The sequence below is a fragment of the Vibrio sp. 10N.222.48.A3 genome (genome assembly GCF_041475345.1).
In the GTDB taxonomy this organism is placed as follows: domain Bacteria; phylum Pseudomonadota; class Gammaproteobacteria; order Enterobacterales; family Vibrionaceae; genus Vibrio; species Vibrio tasmaniensis_A.
Window position 1 is genome coordinate 1 of sequence record NZ_JBFRVX010001000.1, and the last position, 825, is coordinate 825.

Below are 825 nucleotides of genomic sequence, written 5' to 3' on the forward strand. Positions count from 1 at the left end.
AGAAATTGAGAACATTAACTTTGAGCTATGGTTGATAGAGCAGCTTGAGGTGCTAGGAGTTACTGATGTGAGCGAATTGGAAATGTTCGACCATGCAGACATACCTTTCGATGGGATTCCAAGTTGGTTCTATTCAGAGTTCTCTGAAAAATACCCGTTTGCACTGAGCCTTGCCGACTTACAACTTGATGTAGAATACTTGCCCGCACGCAAGCTGATTTACGTTCACTATCAATCGGGTAGCCGAAAGTTATCACCAAAACGCTGGGAGCTCCCTACATGGTCTGGCTGGCGTATCCAGTACAAAAAAGCGAGTCGGATAATTGATATCAAATAGATGGATTAGTTTTATCTCTAAAATATTAATCAAATAGGTGCATATATGTTTTTTCAGTACTTATTTTGTTACAAGTTTGATTTTTATATGCCTTTTTAACCAATCAAAAGGTCATAAAAGACTATTCTTCTATATCCTATTGCTATAAAGAAAGAGTTGATAGATATTGAGTATATTGTGTTGTCAAAGTGTCGGGGGACATCATGGATAAACAGACAGAGACGCGTGTAGAGTTTGATTACACAACATTTCTTGGCGCCTCATGCAGTAAAAAATGGACTTTTCTGGAAGCACTAACCACGATTGCGCCAGTATTTAGTACCGTCTGGCGAGATAGCATTAAAGAGCTAGCCAGCCCTGAAGATCGTTTATGGCAGATGGCATTGAAATCGATGTCGACGCGTAAAAGTGATGAGTCAAACATTGTTACCTTACTCAAGCTAGCCAAGCTAGAGGGGATCAATGAACTCAAAGTTGCTATGCCATAT

At 39.8% G+C, this 825-nt stretch carries 1 protein-coding gene and 1 pseudogene; both read left to right on the top strand.

Features of this window, described 5'->3' with window-relative positions; genetic code table 11:
* A pseudogene (locus tag AB4653_RS22900) lies at positions 1-337 on the top strand (ATP-dependent RNA helicase); the annotation flags it as partial.
* Positions 338-540: 203 nt separating this feature from the next.
* Positions 541-825 (top strand): transporter (locus AB4653_RS22905; protein WP_372105403.1); only part of this gene is annotated, 285 nt, incomplete at its 3' end.